Source organism: Fodinibius salipaludis, from assembly GCF_002287075.1.
Taxonomy (GTDB): Bacteria; Bacteroidota; Rhodothermia; order Balneolales; family Balneolaceae; genus Fodinibius; species Fodinibius salipaludis.
Genome location: NZ_NSKE01000010.1, coordinates 82701 through 104732, shown reverse-complemented (window position 1 = coordinate 104732; position 22032 = coordinate 82701). Strand labels below are relative to the sequence as shown.

Sequence of the window (22032 nt, the reverse complement as noted above, 5' to 3'; positions counted from 1 at the left end):
TTTTAGTCGAGATGACAGGATGGGTGATTAAAGTTATGAGAGGGATGTACCCTCGAACAACATCGCAGGGAGTGTTTTCGGGAGTACAACTCCCTCAAAACTGAAGATCATTTTGGGAAGCGCTTTACATCCCCCTTTCTTCGGCTGGGGCCGAATTCATCCCCCTTCGAAGGGGGACTTTATACCAATGGATTTGTTATTAAATTACTTTTTGTTACCGATTAACTTGCACAATGGTCGTTACGATGAGAGCCGCCGTAGAGGTAATGGCCGACAAGATACTTATTCGTTCCTGCGGAGAAAGCTTGGCTGACTCCGGCTTTTCGGGAACGACTAATTTTGCCCCTGGTTTTACTTCGGGATAATTTTTGAAAAAGAGGAATGAATTAACCTTTTCAACATCTCCGTTGGCATAAATAACATAGGACCTTTTTTTTCGAGCCAGGTTTGTAAAGCCACCGGCAGAGGCGATATAGTCTTTATAGTTCATGCCTTCCCGATAGCGAATACTGCGCGGGTAAAAGACCCCGCCATCAACCGTTACCGTCTGTAGTTCTTTGGGAATCACTATGGAGTCGGCCTCCTGAACAAATAGATCATATTTTGAGCCCGGATTTCTCATAATATCCGGCAAGCTGATCCCGATTTTTGAGATTGTTATCTGGTCGTCTTGTTCAATACGTGCCCCGGTAGTATCAGCCGCAATAAATCCCTGGGGTTCATCTTCATTGGAATTGCTTAGTTGTCCGTCTTCCAGTTCTCGATACAGGGTGGCGCCTTCGGGGTATGCATTTCCGGTAAGTCCGCCAGCACGCTGTATAATATCACTAATACGATCATTTTTGGATTCAAGAGAGTAGGAGCCCGGGTATTTGACTTCCCCACTGATAACGATATTCTGCTGTTCGGTATAGTTGGGGATGCTCCGAATGTAAACCTTGTCGAAGGGATTGAGTTCAAAATCACTTGCCTCAGGACCTAAACTTAGATCTTCGTTGAGGTCAAAGCGGTGGATCTGGGCAATTTGTGAAGTGTTATAGTCGTCCTGATTTGCCCGTGTCTTTCGTCGGGCTACTTCTACATGATTGGGGGTAGCGCCCTGTCTAAAACCTCCGGCCTGCAGGATAAGGTCTTCGAGCGTCATATCTTCAGCAAATTTATACTTATCCGGATTTTGTACCGGCCCTTCGACTTCAACAAAATAATTTAATTTCATATCCAGCATTGAGGAGATCATAATGAGATCATTTTTCTCCAGGGCAATGTCCTTGTCAGGATTCGACATTACTTCTGCCACATCAAAGGGAATGGTTTTCAGGGTATAATCTTCCTGCTCGCGATATATCAGCCCCCGGTTTTGAAAGGCATCGCCTCGAAGGCCCTCAGCGCGCTCAATCAGGGAGGCAACGGTGCTGGTATCAGTAAGGGCATATTTCCCTTCTCTGAATACCGCGCCTTTAATTTCAACAAGGTTTTTAAATCGGTCTAACACTTTTCCTACGGCAACGCTGTCGCCACTGGTAATTTCGTAGTTCTCAAAGTTAGATTTGGTAACGTCGTCAATAGTACGCTGACGAGAATCATTGCCGGTAATTCTGATGCGATGGCTGTAGGCGTCACCGGTAAAACCACCTGCGTATTCTATTAGATCCGCAAGTTGGTCACCTTGTTTAGTTTCATAGATTCCTTCTCTTTTTACTTCGCCGGCAACTTCAACGCGGTTTATATAAGGGCTTATTTTAATAATGTCCTGAGATCGGAGGCGGATATTGTCGGTTTGATTACTATTTATAAGAAGATCGTACAGATCAAAAGTGGCGGCTACCGAATCGCCTCGCAGTACTTGTATATCACGAAAGCTACCGGTTACCGTTGGTCCACCCGCTGAGTATAGCGCATTAAAGACGGTTGCTAATGAAGGAAGGGAATAGCTACCCGGCTGGCGTACTTCTCCTATTACCGAGACGTTAATACTGCGTACTTGTCCCAGGCTAACCTGCATATAGGTATCTTTTTGGGCATTGTCGGCGGGATTAAGTCCCGAGTATATTTCTCCGAGACGTTCTTGAAGTTTTTCAGAGGCCTCTTCTATTGTAAGTCCACTTAACGAAATAGGACCAATATTTGGAATGGTGATGGTCCCTTCGGGAGTGACTTCCGGCTGATATGTTGTTTCGGCAGCGCCCCAAATATCGATAAAAAGCTGGTCGCCGGGCCCAAGCTGGTAGTCTTGTGGGGTGGGAATGTTTAAGGCCGGCTGGAAAGAGGTTGAGGAGTTTCGGAACAGCTCAAATCCAAATATTTTATTGCGCAGTTTCCGTCGTTCAAGTTCGAGCGAGTCTTGCTGTGTCTGGTATTTTAGGAATCGAATATCTTGGTAAAACTGAAGGGAATCGCGTCGACTTTCTGCTCCGAAAAACAAGTCGAATTGACTGGCTCGGGCGGTATCGGGGGTAGAAAAACGCATGCGGTCCGATGTTCCGCCTCTTCCTTGATCTCCGCCGCCGCTTACCTGTCGGAGTCGTCGCTGTAGTTTCTGGGCTTCGGCTTGCGGCATGCCTCGTGCTACAGCTAATTGCACTACTTCGCTGGTAGATAGACCTCGGCTCTCAGCTTCAGACTTGATCTGTTGAATTTTCTGTTCTGAGAGGTTGTCGACGTTGATGTTTTCAAAGTCAATATCTGAGATACTTTGACCGGAAGCGGCCATAGTGAGTACGGTCAAAAATACTATAGTTAACAGGCTTTTGAGGCGCATACTGTGTTCTTGTTTCTTGATTGAATTAAAAGGGGATCAATATAAAGAAATGCATCGAAAAAATAATGTCTGTTTTGGGAAGAGATGAGTAAGTTTTTGAGTGACAAAGAGACAAAGTTGCAAAGTAAGACTGGATGCTTGTAATGTGTCATTTCGAGTGGAGCAATGTGGTTTTCATTGCGAAGCCGAGAAATCTGTGTTTTTGTAAAGACAAGCGACGGTGGACTGAAGACGGATGATGGTTATTGGGTGATTAGGTAATGCAGTGATTAAGTGAGAAAGTAACTGAGTAACAAAGGTGTAGAGTGACAGAGATACAAAGTGACAAAGGCACAGAGTTGTAAAGTGTTAAGTATTAAGTGATGACCGAGGGCGGGTTGAAAGTTTCAGGTTGAAGGTTTAATTAAATGCAATGTCATCCCGCTGTGTCCCGACCCATTCGGGGAGCGAAGTCGAGGGATCTCCTGCCGTTAGGTTCGCGTAGGAATGATTGACTATGGACTTGTGACGGATGACGGTGTTGAATGTTGAATTTGGCGGCAGGTCTGCAGGTTTTGTCTTGTTCTGATGATGGGGGGCCGAGGACGGCTGGTTTGGATAATAACCTTTATTCTACGATGAAGAGTAAGTGAACGGATAAATCTATTTCGAAGGTTATATCGAATCTTATATATTGCTTTCAAATTAAGACTAACTGGGACGGCTTATATGCAATGGTTTAAATCGGAGGCAGGAATATTTGCACTTAAAGTAGCCGGGATATATCTGCTCTGGTATCTTATTTATGCCCTTTGGCTGCTTCCGGATGGTAGTCTCGACCAATGGGTTGCTACAAATATAGTATCAGTCTCGGCCGGGCTGTTAGAAATGATGAACTACGATGTTTATGCCACTGGTCGATTAATGGGTATTGGGGAATTACCCGGTATTTATTTGGGGGATGGAGGTAGCGGGATCTCTGCTGTTGGACTGTTGGTAGGCTTTGTGATGGCCTATCGTGGGGCATGGATTCCGCGCATTGCTTTTATCTTTATTGGTATTGGCGTCATCTATCTTGTGAATATCATTCGCGTCTTTATTTTTACTCTAACCCAGGCGGAGTCTTCTCAAGTGTTTGCCGTAACGGGTGATTTTTCTACTACAGCCGTTTTTTATGGCGTTATTTCTGTGCTCTGTATAGTTTGGGTGAATGTCGGGGATGATAGGCGGTGATTGAGTGACAGAGATACAAAGTTACAGGGTTGGACCGGGGACGGACGACTGTAGATGGTTTTGAATGTTGAGTGGTGAGTGTTGAATGTTAAATGTTACAGGTTGAAGGTTTAATTAAAAGCAATGTCATCCCGAGCGGAGCCGAGGGATCTCCTGCCATTAGGTTCGCGTAGCATCTAAGATGCTATTTTTTTCTTTTATGACCCACCCTAAATTCCTCTCCACAAGAAGGGAGCGCTTTTTGGGAGTGCAACTCCCTCAAAACTGTTGAATGGTAAATATTAAGTGGTGAATGTTGAAGTTGGAAGCATGTCCGCAGGGCTGTGCCTGGTTTGTGACGACAGACGACGGTGGACTGTGGATTGGTGATTAGATGATTGAGTGACATAGTATCGAAGGTTATGACTCAGAATTCTTAAGAAAATGTCATTTTTGCCAATAAATAGTTTCCCTTATGGCTGGTATGTTATTGAACATAATAGTTGAGGTTAGAAGGGGAGAATTGTTTAAAAGAAGAAGAACTAATTTAGGATTTTCATCAAGATCGTTAGATTACTGGTCACTATTTATGTATCGAGGATTTAAATATATCAACTGTGAGTAGCAGAATGCTGTTAAAAAACCTTTTCCTGGAAGGGCTTGAACAATGCTCTCCGCATCGCGCCATACGAGAAGTCCTCGAAATTAATGGCAACGAGATCAAAGTAGGGGATAAGCAGTATTCTATAGGTAATCGGCCGGTCTATCTTTTTGCCGTTGGTAAGGCGGCCGTTCCCATGTATGAGCAAGCCAGCGAGATATTGGGAGATCATATCACAAAAAGTTTGGTGATAACAAGTGATCAAGAAGCGGCCGGATTGTGTGAGGCTGATGAAGTAATCGCCGGGAGTCATCCGCTGCCCGATGAACAAAGTTTGGAAGCGGGGAATAGTGCCGTAGATTTCATGGAAAGTATTCCGTCTCATGCTATTACCATAACCCTGATTTCCGGTGGTACTTCATCCCTGTTAAGTTTCCCGGCCGAAGGAGTTTCTGTTGATGATTTGGCTGGATTATACAAGTTGCTCAACAATTCAGGAGCTACTATTCACGATATCAATACCGTTCGAAAACACTGCTCTAAGGTTAAAGGCGGACAGCTGCTCCGTTACCTGGATCCAAACATTACGCTTATCGATCTTGTAATTTCTGATGTGCCGGATGATGAGTTATCCATAGTTGGCAGCGGACCTACGATTCCAGATTGGTCCTCGTTCCAAGATGCTTATCATGTGTTGTTGGAATATGATCTATGGGAAGCAGCGCCGGAATCAGTCCGTACGCATATCGAGAAGGGAATCAGGGGAGAGGTGGTGGAAACGGTAACGCCTGAGGAAGCTCCCATTAAGAAGCATCAATCAGAAATTATCAGCTCGGCATCTAAGCTGGCTGATAAAATAGCAGATCTTGCATCGCAAAAAGGATGGAAAGTGACGGTAGCCGATGAGCCGTTTAATGAAGATGTTGAGGAAGTGGCCCGTTCCGTTGTGGACAAAATTTTACCGGCTGCCGATCAGGATAACCCACAAAGAGCAGAACCTGCTTTATTTATTTTTTGGGGCGAAAGTACGGTGCAGGTGACGGGCGATGGGAAGGGGGGACGAAATCAGGAGTTGGCTCTGAGGGGAGCGTTAAAAATAGCGGGATACGAAAATATTACCTGGCTGAGTGCCGGCACGGATGGTATTGATGGCCCCACCGATGCGGCCGGTGCTATCGTAGATGGGACCACTATTGCCAAGGCAAGAGCGAAGAATATAGATCCGCAGTCCTATCTGTCTGATAATGATTCCCACCACTTTCATGAGCAAATGGATACGCTTTTAAAAACAGGACCGACCGGGAATAATTTAATGGATGTGGTGATGATTTTGTGTAGATAGGTGATGCAGTGACGAAGTAATTAAGTGACAGAGTTGTAAAGTCGAAAGTGATGACGGGGGACGGATGACTGCGGACGGTGTTGAGTGTTGAAGGTTTAATGTTGAAAGTTAAATGTTGAAAACCGTGAAGTTGGGTATTGAGTGATTCCCCTCTTGAGAGGGGTGGGCTGCCACGAAGTGGCTGCTCGGGGTGTGTTTGGCAAGTGATTAGGTGATGCAGTGACAAAGTAACTAAGTGACAAAGGCACAGAGTTATATAGTGTTAAGTGATGATGGGTGACGGACGACTGTGATGAATGGTGATGGGGTAATTAGGTGAAAAGCTATATACTTAATCACTTAATTTCTTAGTCACCTAATAACTTTAGAGAAAACACAATTTGGTTTATTTTCATCAGTTAATTATCCTCATTCTGATTTATCCATATCGGAACCCAAACAGCTATTTATGATCTGGCAGGACAGCATTTTTTTGTGGCTATTACTAATCATCCCGTTGCTTATTGGAGCAAACTGGTGGTACAATAAGAAGCTAGACAAAAAGCGAAAAAGCTATTTCGGGGCTGATCTTTTTGAAAGGTTACGCAGCGGCTTTTGGCCGAGGGGTAAGCGCATTCGCATGGGCAGCCTTTATATTGGACTTGCCCTGCTTACTATTGCCGCCGCGGGACCGAAAATTGGGACGGAAGTCCGCGAAGTGAAACGCCAGGGCGTTGATCTTTTGATTGGGCTGGATCTTTCGGACAGCATGAATACAGAGGATGTAAAACCCAGCCGGTTGGAAAAGGCCAAGTATGAGGTCTCGCGACTGGTCGACCGGCTCAACGGTGATCGCGTTGGGTTGGTGGTCTTCACCGGAGAAGCATATCTCCAGGCTCCCATGACATTGGATTATTCTGCTTTGCGGATGTTTTTGAATATAGCTGAGACTGATCAGATGCCGTCATCATCAACGAATTTTAGCGCTGCTATGGAGACGGCTTCCGAAGCATTTAAGTCAACGGATGAGGATAGTCAAAATGTGCAGGCGGCTAAAGTTTTACTGATTATATCTGACGGAGAAAATCACGGGGAAAGTTATGATGAGGAGCTTAACCAACTGCTGGAGCAAAATATATCTGTCTATACGTTGGGGATCGGGACGAAGGAAGGGGGAACCATTCCGTTATATGATGAAGATGGATCCCTAATGGGGTACAAGCGGAATCAACAAGGAGAGGTTATCACCAGTACCTTACAGTCGAGTGTCTTGCGTTCAATTGCGGATGGGGCTAACGGTGAATACTATGAAATCCGTAGTGGCAGTTTGGGAATTGACAGCTTTCTGGGAAGGCTGGATGAGCTGCAGCAGGGGGAATTTTCCAGTCAGGAGTATGCTGATTTTAAAAATCAATACCAGTGGCTGGCTGGAGTGGGGCTGTTGTTTTTGTTTATTGGGATGGTGTTTCCGGAGTTTAAGATTTATGAGAGTCGCAAAGTAACAAAGGAACACAGAAACAAAGTTGGAAGTGTTGAAGGTTGAATGTTAAATGTTAAATTTGGAGGCATGTCCGCAGGGCTGGGCCCGGGTTGTTTGGATATGACTAATGTCGGATGACGGCGGTGAGTGGTGAAGGGGTGATTAGGTGATGAAGTAAATAGGTGAGGTAGGAATACAAAATTAAATCAAGAGAGATTATGAGACCACATTATAATTTGGAAGCATGGAAGAATGCAATGGATCTGGTGGATGAAATCTACAAAATCAGTAAAGGTTTCCCGACCGAGGAAAAATTTGGGTTAACTTCACAAATGCGACGAGCCGCTATATCGGTACCAAGTAATTTGGCTGAAGGGGCGGCTCGCAAGAGTAAAGCAGAGTTTGCAAACTTTGTAAATATTGCAAAGGGATCATTAAGTGAGTTGGAGACCCAATTAATTATTTTAAAACGCCAAAACTATATTCATAACATTTCGAGTCTGTTAGATCTAACAGGTAAGGTATCAAGCCAATTAAATGGCTTGCAAAATTATCTTACAACTAATAATTAACCTAATCACATAGTTTCTTAATATCTTAATCACTTAACCCCAAAATGATAAAACTCTTTATTACCGATCTCGACGGATGTATTTCTGTACCTTTTGAATCGCCGGACTGGGAGCTGCTTTCACAGATTCGTCGATTAAATGAGCAGAGTCTGCATGATATGGCCGTTCCTTCGCTTTCAATTTGCTCGGGACGTCCGTTTCCATATGTAGAAGCGGTGGCACAATGGCTGGGTATTGATCGTCATGTAGTATTTGAAAGTGCGGGCGTGTATAAACTTGAGACCAATGAAATTCAACTGCATCCCGCCTTTGATAAAGAAGCAGAGCAGCAGGTTCGAGAATTAAAGGAATGGCTGCGCAAGGAAATAGTACCGCAGTACAAGGGTATTATTATTGAATTTACCAAGAAGATGGATGCGGGTATTATACATCTTGATACGGAGGTTATTCAGGAGCTTTATCCGCAGGTAGCTGAGTACGTGGAAGAACATTATCCCAAATTTGAAGTTCATAATACGGATGTTTCCATCAATATTATCCTGGCCGAAAATAATAAACGGACCGGAATTCAGCAGCTCTGCGATATTATGGATATTGATCCACGTGAAGTAGCATATATTGGGGACAGCAGCGGCGATATTCCGGGATTGCAATTGGTAGGAAAAGCCTTTGCACCGCAGAATGCTGCAGAAGCAGTAAAGAGGGAAGCAGAGGTACTCGACAGTAAGGTGACCGAAGCTGTATTAGAAGCCTACCGGCAGGTTATCCGTGAAAACCGGAAAAAGCTTGCGGCGGCAGGGTGAGTGTTTGTTAATTCAGTGATTAGGTGATAAAGTGATGGGGTGATTGAGTTACAGAGTTGTAAAGTGGAAAGTTTTAAGTGATGATTGAGGACGGATGATGGTTGACCGTGGACGGTGTTTAATGGCGGAAGTTAAAGGTTGAATGTTCAATTAAAAGCAATGTCATCCTGCGGTGTCCCGACCCATCGGGGAGCGGAGCCGAGGGATCTCCTGCCATTAGGTTCGCGTAGGAATGATTAACTATAGACTTGTGAAGGATGAATGGGTAATTAGGAGAGGAAGTGGCAAAGTAACTAAGTGACTGAGGACGGCGGTGAACGGGGAGCCCCAATTTCGTTACAATGCTTGTTCTACGGAGTTTTAACGTAGTAGGAGCTCTGCGTTGTATCGTATTAGTGTTTTATATTTAGTTTAGAGGGAGTTGTACTCCCGATTACTCGAGAGTGCAACTCTCTCGTAGCAGGGGGGGAGATCGTAATTTGGAGGCATTTCTGCAAGGCTGTGCCTGGTTTGTTTAGATATGGCTAATGTCAGACGGAAGTGAATGGTAAAGAAGTAATTAGGTGAGGAGGTTTTTGAGTTGCAGAGGGTCAGAGTGACAAAGTAACAAAGTTGCAAAGTGAGACTGAGTTTTTGAATAATTGGAAACAAGGATCTCTCACTTACATTCGAGATGACCGATTTTTCGTGAATGAGGGATAAGCTGTCTAATTCTCATATTTCTTTAGGAGCTCAAAATAGTGCTCGATTAGACGCTGGTAATCATCCGAAAAGGACGTATAATCGGGGTTATTGATCATATCGCGGACCTGCTTCTGAAGTTCTTCAAGCGTAACATCGGGAGATGCACGTTGTTCCCGTTCCTCCGCGGTGGTAGCTTCGCGTCGCTCCTCTTTGCCCCGTTCTTGCACGGCCTTTTCGGCGTTGAGCATTCGCGATAGAATATTCTGCTGTCGCTGCATCAGCTGTTTATCCAGCTGTCCGCCGCGCAAGTCATTAATTGCATCCTCCATCTGCTCCGACATCCGTTCCAGTTCACTTAGTACGCGGTCGCCCGATTCGAGCTGTCCACGCCGCTGTAACTCCCGAAGCTGCTTGCGAATTTTATTTTGCTGTTTCGACAGCTGGTTAAGCCGCTCCATTTGGTCCTGCGACAGGCGATTCCCCTGCATATCATTTATCATTTCCTGTATCTGCTTGTTGATCTGCTGCTGTTCGCCCGACATTTTCTTCATCTGTTCCATAAGCTGTTGCATACTCATAGCTCCGCCCGAGCCGCCCCCTTGTTGGTTATTGAGTTGATCCAGGAGCGAAGTAATCATGGTCGTCAACTCGTTGATACCTCCCAGTGACTGTCGCTGCGCATAAGTGGCGTTAGAGCCGTCACGCTCCGCTAACAGCTCAACGGCGCGCGATAAAGATTGTTCAACTTCGGTCTTCTTTTTGTTGATCTGGTTTGAAAAACTGGGAATCTCGGATGACACCTTAAAAAGAGAATCCGAAAGTATCGTAAACTGGTTGGATATATTCCGTTCCTGTCGGGCCTTCTCGACAAAAGCACTGGATTGCGTCGGGATAGGTTCCGTCTCCTTGGTCAACTCTTCCTGGTTTTTAGAAAGATTGATAAGCGAATGTAAAACGTATTCGAGAGCGGCTCTGTTAACCTGACGCCGTTGTTGGTTGAGCTGCTGCTTGGCACTGCGCATCTGCTGAGCCTGCTGTTGCAGTTGTTGCTGAATGTTCTGCTGCTGTTTTTTAATATCAATATCTTTTTCAGGAGATGACTGCTCCTTAAGCTTATTGATGTTTTCCTGCAGCTCCTTTTCAATCTTATCCAGTTGCTTACTGCTTTTTTGCTGTAGCTTCTCAACTTGAGGCTTGGCATTATCGGGCGCATTATCGTCGATGTTGTCCAATTGTTCCTGCAGGTCTGATAAATCCTCCTGTATTGACTGCTGTTGTTGTACCTCTTCATCGGATACTTCACGTTCTTCACTGATTTCTTTTTCCTGCTTGGCTAATTCTTCCAGTGACTGAGCAGCTTTTTCCAAATCACTGTTTAATTTTAGGGATTTGAACAGGTCGAGCGTACGATCAATGCGCTGGCGATACTGCTCTTCGTTGAATTCATAGTTTTCAAGTGCTTTGCGCATTTCATCGGGATTCATTTCACCGAGCGAATTGCGAAGCTCTTCCAACGCTTTTTCGAGCTCCGGATCATTAATTTCCTTCATAAGTTTTTGGAGCTCATCATAGGCCTCTAATGTCTCCGGTGACATGGCCTGATTTTGTTCAATTTCATTTCTGATCTCCTCAAACTTTTGATTCAGGTCATCGACCTTTTTATCAATTTCCTGCCGTTCTTTTTCGACCTCTTCGAGCTTCTGCTTTTGTTCCCAGTCCGTTTCGGGATTTTGCTGAAGCTGTTGCTTAAACTGTTCATATTGCTTTTCCATTTGCTCAAAGGACTGGGATACATCTTCCAGCGATTCGGTTACCTCTCGCTCTTTGGAGTCCAGCTCTTCCATATACTCTGTAGTGGATGGAAAGGTCACCGTCATTTTTTGGGAACGACCTTTTTTTCGTCCGTTGTACCGGTCATTGTCATAGACCTCAATCCAATACGTAATTTGGTCGCGGGCTTTGGGATTCAAATTGGGAAGATCCCACTGGTACGATTGCTCCTCGTTGATAGTAGGTGGGGGCAGTTCCAGGGTACCCTTTTCCGGTTCGGGGGTAAAAGCACGCTGCAATTCATAGTGGAGCTTAGCTTCCGTCAATCCGAAATCGTCACTGGCTTCGTATTCTAAAGAAAGGGGCTTGGCACTTTTCATCCGGAGGTTTTCGGATGGGGCAATTAAATCTACATAGGGGGACTGATCTTTTCGGGGATCAACGATAAATCTGAAATTATTTTCGTTGGTCAGGCCGGCACTGTCTCTCATCCTAAAGGAAATAGTATCGACAGCCCCAACCTTGGTTTTGATCGTAAATAGATTTTCCCGGGTAGAGTCTCTGCTGGCGGAAAGCGTATCGTTTAGATTGGAGCTGATATACAGCAGTTCGGATAGCTTCTTATTGGCAAGTCCTTCGATTTCTATGGTAGAACCTTCATAGGCCTGAATCTTGGAAAAAGGATAGCTGTAGGAGGTAGAATCGAGTTGTGTGTAGGCGGGGGGGATAATATGCAGTGTTAGCTGTTCAAAGCGGGGACGAAGTTGTACATCGATATCATACTTTTTGCTCTCAAATCCATCCATGATAACATAGTAACGGCCGTCGGTTGTTAACGAGATAGGAGCAAAAGTAGCTCTGTTTTGTTCAAGCGCTTCCGGACTTCGCCGCCGGTAGTTATCCTCAATATCCGTTTTGAAAGCCAGCATAATATCCTCCGGCACGTTATCCTGAAAACGAATAGTGGGTGAAAAAGAATTTCCGTGTTCCAGTGTTAGGGAACCGGGATCTATAACAAAATTATAGGGATTGGGAGGAGTAAAGGTCGTCTGTGGATTAGCCAACCGTTCAATGGCCGTAGGATAAAAAAAGGTGAACAGGGAGAGAATAAGAAATCCGCCTACAGCACTAATAACCCCCTGCTTAAAAAATCGGTGGAGGGGATGATTTTGAGCGTACTGCCGGAGTTTTTCCTGTACCCTTTCGGAATTAAGTTTTGAAAGGTTTTGCTCGATTGCTGCTTTATGAAGGGCGTTATCGTCCTGATTATTATAGTATAAATCCAGGGCGTCAGTAAGCTCAGGGAGCTTTTCTTCCCGACCAAACTGATAATACATATCTTTAAAGGAAGGTAACTTACGCCTTTTGTAAAAGTATAGGGTGACGGTTACAGCCGTTACCAGCAGTACTGAAAGAGTCGAAATTTTTATGGTGGATTCAAGATAGTATCCGGCCTCAAAAATCCCGATAATCGTAAAGCCCACAAGTAGAATAGCTGCAAAAAAAGATGTAAGAGCTATATAAAAGTTCCTTGAAAGGGACTGATGCCGTTGCCGAATAATATCAACAAACGGGCGGACTAATTTATCTGTGGATTGTTCTTTGCTCATCACTGTAGGCTAAGTCGCAGCGGAATGGAATCAGTTATATAATAATACGTTTAAATAAACGAAAATATTGGATACTCCAATACTACATTTGTTAGTGTTTATATAGTGCGATAGCCATGGGGAGCAGAGAGGATAGGCTTAGCCGCTAATATCATTAAGTGTTAACTTCTCGTCGACGGCAAACTTTCCACCTTCTTTTTTAACAGTCACCACTTCCTGATCTGCATCGTGCTCTAAAAAAAGGTGCCAATTTTCTTCAACAGCCCGATCTAAATAACACTGTTTTTCGTCAAGGGTAGTTACGGGATACATATCGTAGCCCATGATCCAGGGCAGGGGCAGGTGTACGTGGGTGGGGATTAAATCAGCGGCAAAAAGGACCGTCTTCTGTTCGCCGGTAATCCTTGGAAGTTGTTGCCCTTTCGTATGTCCGTTAACAGGTAGAGCATTTAGTCCCTCTTCGTACTGGTGATGTGACTCTACCAAATTCAGCTTATCCCAATCTTTTATGGGATTGATGTTCTCCGGCAAGAAACTGGCCTTCTCGCGAGCATTGGGATCGGTGGCGGTTTCCAGCTGTTTTTTCGTTACATGGTAGGTTGCGTTGGGAAAGGTGTGCTGCAGGTCTCCATTGTCATCGTAGTAGGTGGTACCGCCGCAGTGATCAAAATGGAGATGGGAGAAGATGACATCCGTAATATCTTCGGGACTAAATCCGTATTGCTCGAGTGAACTCAGCAAATCGGAGTGCTCATAATCCAGCTGATAGATCTGCTCAAATTTTTCATCAAATTTGGTGCCCGATCCGTTATCCACCAAATAAACTTTGTCAGTATTTTTGGATTCAATAAGCAGGCATCGCATCGCCATGTGGATACGATTTTTATCATCAACATCAATATATCTCGACCACAACGTTTTTGGGACTACTCCAAACATTGCTCCGCCGTCGAGGCGAAAACGTCCGGCTTCAATACTGTACAAATTAAACGGGCCAATGGATGTATGAGATTTCTTCATTGATGTGTGATTGGATAGTTATCGGATTAGCAACAGATGCAAAATTGCAGCAGGCTAAAGTTTTTCAAGAAGTTCGTTGAGGAAAAGGCGGATTTCTTTCAGATCCTTTTTAACGCTAACCGGAATTTCTTTGGATTCATCATCCTCATCATCTTTTTTAAGCACTTGTTGAGCCCCCTCAGTGCTGTATTTTTTCTCCTGAATCAGCTCCTTCAGTTTTAATATTGTCTCAATATCATTTTCTTTGTAGACGCGGTTACCGGCTTTATTTTTTTTGGGATTTAATTCGTCAAATACGGTTTCCCAATAGCGCAGCACATGCGCCTCAACGTCGGTAATATCGCTTACTTCGCCTATAGAGTAATAAAGTTTTTTCATAAGAGGACTAAAAGCGTATCTTTATTGCTAATTATACATTATCTGGTGCATTATTTCTAACTCTTTGGCACAAAATATTTAAAAAACATTGCCTGAAAAAGATTTAAACAGATCGGACATAGCATTAAGCGTCGTAGTTCCCCTGCTTAACGAGGATGAGTCGATTGGCGAGCTGGCCCAAAAAGTGGATGAGGCATTATCCAACAAGCATTACCATTATGAACTTATTTTTGTGGATGATGGATCGACCGATCAATCCTGGCGGGAGATTAAGAAGGTAACGGAAGGGAGTAATCATGTTTCAGGGGTCCGTCTGCAGCGTAATTACGGGAAGAGCTCGGCATTGCAGGCCGGTTTTGAAAAAGCCGCGGGAGACTATATTGCAACGATGGATGCCGACCTGCAGGACGACCCCAATGAGATTCCTTTAATGCTGCAACAGCTTAAAGAAGAGAACTTGCATCTGGTAAGCGGATGGAAAAAAGAGCGTCATGATCCTATTTCCAAGACGGTACCCTCGCGCTTTTTTAACAAAGTGACATCGTTGGTGACCGGCATTAACCTCAACGATTTTAACTGTGGACTAAAAGTGTATCGGTCCGATGTTATTGAGAATATTTATCTCTATGGGGAATTGCATCGCTATATTCCATTTTTGGCGAAACTTGAGGGCTACGATCGCATAGGAGAAAAAGTAGTGAAGCATCATCCCCGAAAATATGGGGAGACCAAGTTTGGCATCTCTCGTTTTATGCATGGATTTTTGGATTTGTTGACTCTGCTTTTTGTCAATCGATACCTGCAGCGTCCCATGCACTTTTTTGGTACGCTGGGTTTCCTTTCCCTGATTTTAGGCGGAGCTATTAATGCCTATCTCTCAATTGATAAAATATTTTTTGGAGAGCCTATCGGTGATCGTCCGCTGTTGCTGTTGGGGGTAATGCTGATGGTGTTGGGGGTACAGATTTTTTCTATTGGTTTTTTGGGAGAACTCATCCAAAAGCGGAACGAAAAGCAAGAGAAACCGAATATCAGAGAGACGGTGTAGCCAATATTTGATGGCATAAGTATGTATAAAACAGAATTTTAGTAATCGTTAAACAAGCTTTTTTAATGAGTCGTATTGCCTACGATCCGGTAAAGGACCGGTTTGCAAAGATTATTCGCCGCTTTCGTTTTCTGCGGACCCTCTTCTATAAGATATTGGATCTGTTCTTTTTGCGGAGCTGGTATATCCGTAAAATATTGCGTGAATATGGTTCAGATATCGACGCTGAAGGGGAGTGGAAGCTGCTGGATGCAGGCTCCGGATTTGGCCAGTACGATCGATTCATTCTGCAGGAATTTGATAACGTCAATGTACAAGCGGTTGATGTTAAAAAGGATTACCTGGAGGATTCCCAGGCCCATTTTGAGCCCGAAATCGAGGCAGGTCGCATTACGTTTAATCAGAAAGATCTGCTTGAAATCAATTATGAGGATACCTTTGATTTTGTGATCTGTATTGATGTGCTGGAACATATCGAGGAGGATGAAAAGGTGATGCAGAATATTTGTCAATCCCTACAGGACAACGGATATTTTTTGATGCATTCTCCCTCTATCTATTCCGAAGAAGACGCCGACGGGGATGAAAGTTTCGTGGACGAGCATGCACGCCCGGGATATTCAAAAAAAGATATACGTAAAAAGTTGGAAAACTCCGGTTTTGCGGTGGTAGATGTGGCATATACCTATGGTACCAAGGGGCATCTGGCATGGGAGCTCATTATCAAATATCCCATGCTTTGGCTTAACAAAATCAAGCTCTGGGCACTACCAATAATGGCCGTTTATTACATTCCGGTATTACCCGTAAGTTTGTTATTGATGGCGCTGGATATCCGTGATGATAATGAACGCGGTGCAGGTATTTATGCACTGGCCAGAAAATAGTAAATTGGAAAAGTGTAATTTTAAATACGTTGTTTTTCGGAGCCTTCCAGTATGGTTTCGGTAGTTGAACTTTTATCACCAATCATTACCAGCAGAGGCACTTTAGAATAAAAAGACATCTCTTTGGACAGATTGCGATTTGTCAGCTTTTCCCAGAATGACTTTTTATATCGCACCATCACTAATAATGAGTCCAGACGTTCTGCTAAAAAATCACTAACTGTAGGGAAGAAATCCAGCTCATACTTATGATGGAAAGAGATATTATCATAGTCGATATGTTCCTTTACAAGATCCCGGAACCCACGGAATTTAATTTCTGATTCCATATTTTTTTGATCACTGACATGCAGGACATCAACAGAAGAATGAAAGAGCCTTGCAATATCGGTGGAGTGGGAGAGTGCTGCTAAATCTCCTTCTTTATAATCGCTGGTAAAGATGATATTATTAAAATTATCAAGGCTACTGCCCGTTGGAATTGCCAGTACAGGTACGGGCGACTTTTGGATAACGCTGGAGGCAACACTTCCTAAAATAACATTTCGGTCACCCGTCACGCCTTTAGTACCCATTACAATAAGGTCGATGGAACGTTCATTGACTTGATTGAGTAAGGCCGTTACGGTTTGTCCGTCCTGTATGACTGTTGAAATTTCTAAATCACTGTACCGATCACCATCTAAGTTATTTAAGAGCTCATCAAAGTGACCGGAGCTATCATCAATAACCTGATCTCGAGTCTTTTCAAAATCAGGGGCCATATCCATAGTTTCTTGGGTGGCATGGAAAAGAGTGAGTTTGGCATCTGTTTTATGTGCAATTTCAGCAGCAAAAGGCAATGCTCGTTCAGCATTTTTGGAAAAATCCGTAGGGAAGAAGATATGGTTGATTGAAAAGGCCATGGCAGTAATTTTTATTAAACTGTTTATCAAATATATAAGATCAAAAAGTATTTATTAATGTAGTGCTTAGTCTTACAGGCTTGTAGGGAATTTACGTAACTACTTCTTAGCAAACAGTTTAGTATCCAAATAGATAACTTACGAAAGTAACCCCTGCAAGGTAAAACCTTATAGCTACATTATCGAAAGGTTTATCATTATAGGATAAAAATCTATACAAACGGCCTATTTTATTATTAGATGATTATAGAGAGGGATTTTTTAAACGAGTCCTCATGCTATGCCCCTGCAGGAACTAAATAAATATCATTGTGAATAGGAAAGAAGTAGTTAGGATAAGTTCAACAGGTGAGTAGAGGATTAGTGATTATTGTCATTCAGAGTTGTGTATGCGATTATATTTCGTCTGAATCACCGAAGGAAAGAATGGTCTTTAATCCCATCTGTCTGAGTTGGTATTAGGGATCAAACGGGAGAATATCTTATGCGATAATAAAATTTATAAAAAGGGAAGCAAGCTTATTGCTCCGATAGCAGAAATAATGATAATAAACCAGATCAGTTGTTTACTCTTATTGTATCCGGCCCAGAAAATAAATAAACCGGCTTTAACAAGAGTATTAGTGATGACCGCAATTAAAATTCCGAGTGTTGCTACTGTTGGATCGGTGCCCTCTTTGGCCATACGCGAAAGAGAAAGCGTTATGGCATCTACATCCATCAATCCAGAGAAGAGGGACAGCAGGTAAATCCCTTGGTCGCCATACCATTTTTCCATGGCTGTTGCCAACAGTAGAATTACTCCCAATAGTAGACCAAACTGTAAAGCTGTAAAAAATTGAAGCGGGTTTTTTAGTTCGATGGGTGGTTGATCATCTTCCAACTGTAAATGTTTTCGCCAAAGCCAGAATCCACTGCCTAACGTAAGTATCAGCATAATAGAGAGGGGAATCCACAGGGGATAAAGTAATGAGATATTCACGACTGCAACTTCTATACCTACTCGTACAAACATAATAGAAGAAGCTACCAATACACCTGCAATAAATATTCCACTGGCGAACTTTTTTTGTTGTTTGGCAAATTGAGCAAGGCTTAGCGTGACGGCTGTAGAAGAAGCCAGGCCGCCTGTAATAGCTGTTAACATGGTTCCCTTGTCTTCGCCCAGATACTTGATGAGGATATATCCGGTAAAAGAGAGTCCGGAAATGAGAACCACCATCCACCAAATCCAATGGGGATTGATAGCTTCCCAGGGACCATACCCTTTGTTAGGCAACAGCGGTAGCAGTATAACGGTTATGATTAAAAGCTTTATGCCGGCATAGATCTCTTTGACTTCAACTTTATGCAGCCAGTTATGTAATGTTGGTTTTAGGCTTAAAAGAGCAATGACAACTACCGTAGTACCAAGGGCATAAATATGATATCCGAATGCAGCCCAAGAGCTTAGCGTGAAGGTAAGTAGGAGGGCAACTTCCGTGGTGATACCCAGATCTTTCTCTTCGTTTACTTTTGCTTCAACAACATACGACGTAATTACGAGGGCTGCTAACGCGAGAAAGGAAACTGCAAGCATCCATTCATTGACGAATCTGCTAACTTCCGTCCATACGCCCCCAAAGAGTCCCACCAGGCTAAATGTGCGGATTCCTGCCACGCGATCACCTTCATCTTCAAGGCGTCCGCTCCATCCGCGCTCGATACCGATGAGCAAGCCAATACCGAGGGCAGCAAATAAGTTCCAAATTACGGTGAAGTCCAAGTCCATAGACAGATAAAATTATTTATACAGTTAAGGTATGATTGTAGAAGGACTTCCGAAACCTATACTTAGTTGCACTCAAATAAAAAAGCCTCTGCAAGTATTTAGCCTGCAGAGGCTTTAGCTGGTACCGCGTACGGGATTCGAACCCGTGCTACCGCCGTGAAAGGGCGGCGTCCTAAACCCCTAGACGAACGCGGCATAATAGATGATCAGTAAAAAAGCCTTGCCGAATAAGCATTCAGCAAAGCTAAATAATAAGGCATCAAGGATACGTTTTTGTATGATTTTAAACAACCTGAAATGCCAAAAAAATGGGAGCCCGATGGGATTTGAACCCACGGCCTCCAGGGCCACAACCTGGCGCTCTAACCAGCTGAGCTACGAGCTCCGTTTAATTCAGTAACATGGTATTTGGCAGTCTATTACTGCCAATCAATAATAATAAAGAAAAAGAACGAGAGTACCGCGTACGGGATTCGAACCCGTGCTACCGCCGTGAAAGGGCGGCGTCCTAAACCCCTAGACGAACGCGGCATAGAATAATTTCAGTAATTAAGAACTTCAGAGGCGACGGGCGGAATCGAACCGCCGTAGGAGGTTTTGCAGACCTCTGCCTGACCACTCGGCCACGTCGCCTTAAAGGTTTTCTTGTACGCCCGACAGGACTCGAACCTGTAACCTACTCCTTAGAAGGGAGTTGCTCTATCCAGTTGAGCTACGGGCGCGCTAACTCAAAGCCAAATTACAACATCAATACGTCAAACATTCAAGTTTTTACACTTGATTATGCAATTTGGAAATTGCTAATAGTCGGGGAGATCCCGATTGCTCGGGACGACCCTTCCTACAGTCATAGTGATAAATTATGACGTTTTTTGTCGGGGAGACAGGATTTGAACCTGCGACCCTTCGCTCCCAAAGCGAATGCGCTACCGGACTGCGCTACTCCCCGTTCAGAAAGATGTCAAATATAAGGGACTTTACTTCTCAAATCAATTTCAAATTCAATGAATTTTTATTCTTTCTGCTCTTCCCAAAACTCACTCAAAAAGCCTATTCCATAACCTGTAAGCTGTATAAATGTGGCACATACACTTAGCGACCCTATGTATAAACTGGAATATTTAGTGGATGAATGAGCAAAGATGAGCGAAATAAATAAAATGAAAGGAATCAACAGTATTTTAAAGAGGCTGAGATTCCAAAATGGGAGGGTAAGGAAGAATAGTAATCCGATCGTAAACAAGGAGGGAAGGGTATGAATAAATTTGATTTCGCCCGGATGGAAACGATTGATATTGATGCGCGCTCGACCGAAAAAATGCAGCTGATTAAAAAACTTCTTTAAGCTGGTCCGCCGCTTATGATATACAAATGCATCAGGGATGAGTCCCGTTTTAAATCCGTTTTTAATGATGCGGGTGCTGAATTCAATATCTTCGCCCATACGAGTAATGCGATATCCTCCGGTCTCTTCATAGACTTCACGAGAAATTCCCATATTAAAACTGCGCGGATGAAAAGTGCCGGCATGTTTTTTATTTCCCCTGATGCCCCCGGTGGTAAGGGGAGAAGTCATGGTGTAGCTAATTGCCTTTTGTACGGGCGAAAAGCTTTGGTGTTCTCTGTCCGGTCCACCATAAGCATCTAAAGCGTGCGTTTTAAGATGGTTTTTAACTGTTTCAAAATAATGGGAGGGGATCAGGCAGTCCGAATCGAAGACGATAAAGTAATCTCCTTTGGCGCGTTCAAAGCCGAAGTTGCGGCTAAATCCCTGTCCGGAGTTTTCTTTGTAATGGTAGCGGATGTCAAGCTGATCGCGGTACTGCTCAACGATATCATCACAGCGATCTTCGGAACCATCTTCAATGATCAGCGTTTCAAAATTTTTATACGTCTGTTGCGTTAGTGAATGCAACAGTTCATCTACCTCCTTCGGACGGTTATAAACAGGGATGATGACAGAGAAAAACATAGCTCGATTTTAAAAATTTTAAATAGGCCAAATCTACAAATAATATTACAGAATTTTGGATGAATACAGATGAAACTCTGTTAAATAATCCCGTTCTTTAGCCATTAATTTAAACTTGTGAAATCTCTCTCTCTCTTATGGTAACTAAGATTTTAAAGATCGTTATTGTCCTTTTACTTCCATCAGTGGCATTGGGACAATCATTAAACGTATCGGTTGCAGAGCAAACAGCTGATAACAACAGAACCACTTTTACATTCGGTGACAGCAAGATTACTTTTGGTTCTCAATCTGTTCGGTTTTTGGATACTAATACGGAGCAGCCTTATGATGTTGTGGGAGTATCGCCGGATAAAACGATGATTAGTACCCTAACTTGGGATGGTCAAGAAGAGGGGGAGATAACACTTTACAATACCAGGGGTGAGAAATTAAACGCCTTTTCAACAGTTTCGTTAGCAGATGAGGCTTCTTTTGGATTGTATCCCTTTAAGAATGGAAACACCTTGCTGCGGGATAAGATTGCCAACTTTACTTTTTATGATTCTTTCGGAGAAATCGTTACGAGCATGTCGAGCAGCAGCCAAAGTAAACAGGGAGAGGCGATTTCAGAAGTAGCCAGAAGCGTAACCGGAAATACGATTGTCATTTACAATCCCAAAATAAAACGGAATGGTGAACTGGGATCGAAAGCACAGGTCCGTACAGGTGTAAAAGAATTTGAGGATATCTTTTTTAGCAGTGATCGATATTTGAAAAATGTGACAGTATCCAAATATGGAACACTGATTGCTGCTATAACAGCCAAGCAAGGTACTGATGACCGAGTGTTGATCATGGATAAATATGGCAATGAATTGAATACGATATCAGCGGAAGAAGATCTTAAAGGTGTTAGGTTTACCAACAATTTAGAGAATATTACGATCTATTCCGGGGGACGGGTGATGGTTCATAATACGTTAAGTGGTGAGAGTCTGGGGGCAACCAGTGTTCGTTCTCCTATAATAACAGCTGATTATTTTCCCGAAGATGATTTAATTTTAGCATTGACGGGTAATTACTCTGAACGTTCGGAGGTGGTTAATAATGTTGAGTTTCGAGCTATTAATCTGCAACAACGGTCAATGGCAAGCAAACAGTTTTCCAGAGTACTGGGATTGAATAAAGCAATCGAACTTCGGTTAGTTCGTAATTCCGGCAATAGCTACATGCTTGAAGGGGCAAATAAAAATGTCCTCATAAGAGCGAATTTTTAGCA

At 43.5% G+C, this 22032-nt stretch carries 15 protein-coding genes and 6 tRNA genes; 8 read left to right on the top strand and 13 right to left on the bottom strand.

Annotation, left to right across the window (positions count from 1 at the left end):
• Nucleotides 1-214 precede the first annotated feature (214 nt).
• Nucleotides 215-2758 carry an SLBB domain-containing protein gene (locus CK503_RS13410; RefSeq protein WP_095607336.1) on the bottom strand — a complete coding sequence of 848 codons (2544 nt, stop codon included), beginning with the start codon at nt 2756-2758 and terminating at the stop codon, nt 215-217.
• 708 nt (nt 2759-3466) lie between these two features.
• Here CK503_RS13410 and CK503_RS13405 point away from each other — a divergent pair.
• The 5 genes from CK503_RS13405 (at nt 3467) to CK503_RS13385 (ending at nt 8726) form a co-directional block, all read left to right on the top strand.
• Nucleotides 3467-3970, top strand: a complete 504-nt coding sequence (locus tag CK503_RS13405; protein ID WP_095607335.1) for an archaeosortase/exosortase family protein — start codon at nt 3467-3469, stop codon at nt 3968-3970.
• 596 nt (nt 3971-4566) lie between these two features.
• On the top strand, nt 4567-5892 hold the full coding sequence (locus CK503_RS13400; protein WP_141239938.1) for a glycerate kinase type-2 family protein: 1326 nt from the start codon (nt 4567-4569) through the stop codon (nt 5890-5892).
• A gap of 448 nt (nt 5893-6340) precedes the next feature.
• The gene (locus tag CK503_RS13395; protein WP_095607333.1) at nt 6341-7414 is read left to right on the top strand and encodes a VWA domain-containing protein; all 1074 of its coding nucleotides are present in this window, start codon (nt 6341-6343) and stop codon (nt 7412-7414) included.
• Between the two features lie 155 nt (nt 7415-7569).
• Entirely contained in the window at nt 7570-7923 is a 354-nt protein-coding gene (locus tag CK503_RS13390; RefSeq protein WP_095607332.1) for a four helix bundle protein, read from the top strand.
• A 44-nt stretch (nt 7924-7967) separates the two neighbouring features.
• Nucleotides 7968-8726, top strand: a complete 759-nt coding sequence (locus CK503_RS13385; RefSeq protein WP_095607331.1) for an HAD-IIB family hydrolase — start codon at nt 7968-7970, stop codon at nt 8724-8726.
• A 707-nt stretch (nt 8727-9433) separates the two neighbouring features.
• Here CK503_RS13385 and CK503_RS13380 read toward each other — a convergent pair.
• The 3 genes from CK503_RS13380 to CK503_RS13370 all read right to left on the bottom strand — a co-directional run bounded on the left by CK503_RS13380 (nt 9434) and on the right by CK503_RS13370 (nt 14188).
• Nucleotides 9434-12790: a coiled-coil domain-containing protein gene (locus CK503_RS13380; protein ID WP_095607330.1), complete on the bottom strand. Its 3357-nt coding sequence runs from the start codon at nt 12788-12790 to the stop codon at nt 9434-9436.
• 138 nt (nt 12791-12928) lie between these two features.
• Nucleotides 12929-13810, bottom strand: coding sequence for an MBL fold metallo-hydrolase (locus tag CK503_RS13375; protein WP_095607329.1), 882 nt, complete (start codon nt 13808-13810; stop codon nt 12929-12931).
• A 54-nt stretch (nt 13811-13864) separates the two neighbouring features.
• Entirely contained in the window at nt 13865-14188 is a 324-nt protein-coding gene (locus CK503_RS13370) for a MerR family transcriptional regulator (RefSeq protein WP_095607328.1), read from the bottom strand.
• Nucleotides 14189-14276: 88 nt separating this feature from the next.
• Here CK503_RS13370 and CK503_RS13365 point away from each other — a divergent pair, with 88 nt between their 5' ends.
• Both CK503_RS13365 and CK503_RS13360 read left to right on the top strand, forming a co-directional pair.
• The gene (locus CK503_RS13365) at nt 14277-15236 is read left to right on the top strand and encodes a glycosyltransferase family 2 protein (RefSeq protein WP_217988419.1); all 960 of its coding nucleotides are present in this window, start codon (nt 14277-14279) and stop codon (nt 15234-15236) included.
• 65 nt (nt 15237-15301) lie between these two features.
• Complete coding sequence (locus CK503_RS13360; RefSeq protein ID WP_095607327.1) at nt 15302-16123, top strand: class I SAM-dependent methyltransferase; 822 nt, start codon at nt 15302-15304, stop codon at nt 16121-16123.
• Nucleotides 16124-16143: 20 nt separating this feature from the next.
• Here the strand turns inward: CK503_RS13360 and CK503_RS13355 are convergent, their stop codons facing one another.
• The 9 genes from CK503_RS13355 to CK503_RS13315 all read right to left on the bottom strand — a co-directional run bounded on the left by CK503_RS13355 (nt 16144) and on the right by CK503_RS13315 (nt 20771).
• Nucleotides 16144-17028: a universal stress protein gene (locus CK503_RS13355; RefSeq protein WP_095607326.1), complete on the bottom strand. Its 885-nt coding sequence runs from the start codon at nt 17026-17028 to the stop codon at nt 16144-16146.
• Between the two features lie 499 nt (nt 17029-17527).
• Complete coding sequence (locus tag CK503_RS13350; RefSeq protein ID WP_095607325.1) at nt 17528-18799, bottom strand: MgtC/SapB family protein; 1272 nt, start codon at nt 18797-18799, stop codon at nt 17528-17530.
• A gap of 119 nt (nt 18800-18918) precedes the next feature.
• A tRNA-Glu gene (locus tag CK503_RS13345) sits at nt 18919-18994 on the bottom strand.
• 116 nt (nt 18995-19110) lie between these two features.
• Nucleotides 19111-19184 (bottom strand) — tRNA-His (locus CK503_RS13340).
• A gap of 73 nt (nt 19185-19257) precedes the next feature.
• A tRNA-Glu gene (locus CK503_RS13335) sits at nt 19258-19330 on the bottom strand.
• Between the two features lie 31 nt (nt 19331-19361).
• A tRNA-Cys gene (locus CK503_RS13330) sits at nt 19362-19432 on the bottom strand.
• A gap of 15 nt (nt 19433-19447) precedes the next feature.
• Nucleotides 19448-19521 (bottom strand) — tRNA-Arg (locus tag CK503_RS13325).
• Nucleotides 19522-19674: 153 nt separating this feature from the next.
• Nucleotides 19675-19748: transfer RNA gene (locus CK503_RS13320), tRNA-Pro, on the bottom strand.
• A gap of 63 nt (nt 19749-19811) precedes the next feature.
• Nucleotides 19812-20771: a glycosyltransferase family 2 protein gene (locus tag CK503_RS13315; protein WP_095607324.1), complete on the bottom strand. Its 960-nt coding sequence runs from the start codon at nt 20769-20771 to the stop codon at nt 19812-19814.
• A gap of 137 nt (nt 20772-20908) precedes the next feature.
• On the opposite strand from CK503_RS13315, the gene CK503_RS13310 reads away from it, so the two are divergent.
• On the top strand, nt 20909-22030 hold the full coding sequence (locus tag CK503_RS13310) for a hypothetical protein (RefSeq protein WP_095607323.1): 1122 nt from the start codon (nt 20909-20911) through the stop codon (nt 22028-22030).
• The last annotated feature ends 2 nt before the right edge of the window (nt 22031-22032 follow it).